Source organism: Paenibacillus oryzisoli (genome assembly GCF_001653565.1).
GTDB classification, from domain to species: Bacteria; Bacillota; Bacilli; order Paenibacillales; family NBRC-103111; genus Paenibacillus_E; species Paenibacillus_E oryzisoli.
On sequence record NZ_LYPB01000009.1, the window covers coordinates 1 to 829 of the forward strand.

The 829-nt window shown below is 51.1% G+C and carries 1 pseudogene; it reads left to right on the forward strand.

Annotated features, from left to right (window positions below):
- Positions 1–529 precede the first annotated feature (529 nt).
- Positions 530–829 (forward strand): annotated as a pseudogene (locus tag A8708_RS00070) (hypothetical protein); the annotation flags it as partial.

Here is an 829-nt window from a genome sequence, read left to right on the forward strand (position 1 = left end):
TTTTGTGCGCTTGGCAGCGCAACGACTAAGGAGTGAAAGTCTCCAGTACACCGCGAGGTGGCGGAAGTACATAGCCGACAGGCAGTGCGTAGTCCGCGAGGATGCGTGCGGAGGGTTTGAAGGCAAATCCCGGAACAGGCGGCTAAACCAAGTTGGCTAGTGAGATCGGATAACTCTGCAAAAGAAGGGAACGTCCAATACCACCACAGATCTCGAAAGTTAGGAGGACTGGATTCGGGGGAAAGTCGTTGACGTGACCCAAGGAGAGCTCATCGTTCCCAATTTTTTTTTTGGTAACCCACGTACAAGACCTAAGGTCAAGGCGAGGCTAAGGATGGTGAGCAGTCATATGAAGGGATAGTAGCGAAAAAGCTTACAGGAAAAGCCGCAATGGTAAGTGAACCAGCACAATGTTGCTGGTGCAAGCCCTGACTCAAAAGGCGGGTACTTGTGCGAAGCCTGGAACTGGTGTAAGAGGAGTGCTGAAAAAAATCCGTCATGTACCAGACAGAAGTCGGGGAGCCAAGAAGTGCGAAGAACCGAGGTCGAACATAAGGGTAGACCGTCTGGGGTGAAGTACCAACGAAGAAACCTGAACTACTGCCGTAAGGCTAAGCCGTCGGGTCTTGAAGGGAAGCGTAAGCGAGACATGGAGGAAAAGACGAAAGAGGTCAGGCGCTTCCGTGAGGGAGTTGAGAATGGCAAGAAACGCAGATGGTATAGCCTAATCGACAAGATTTGGGCGACACCAAACTTGGAGGAAGCCTTCAAAGAGGTTAAACGCAACAAGGGAGCCGCAGGCGTTGACAAAGTGACCATAAAGGCATTT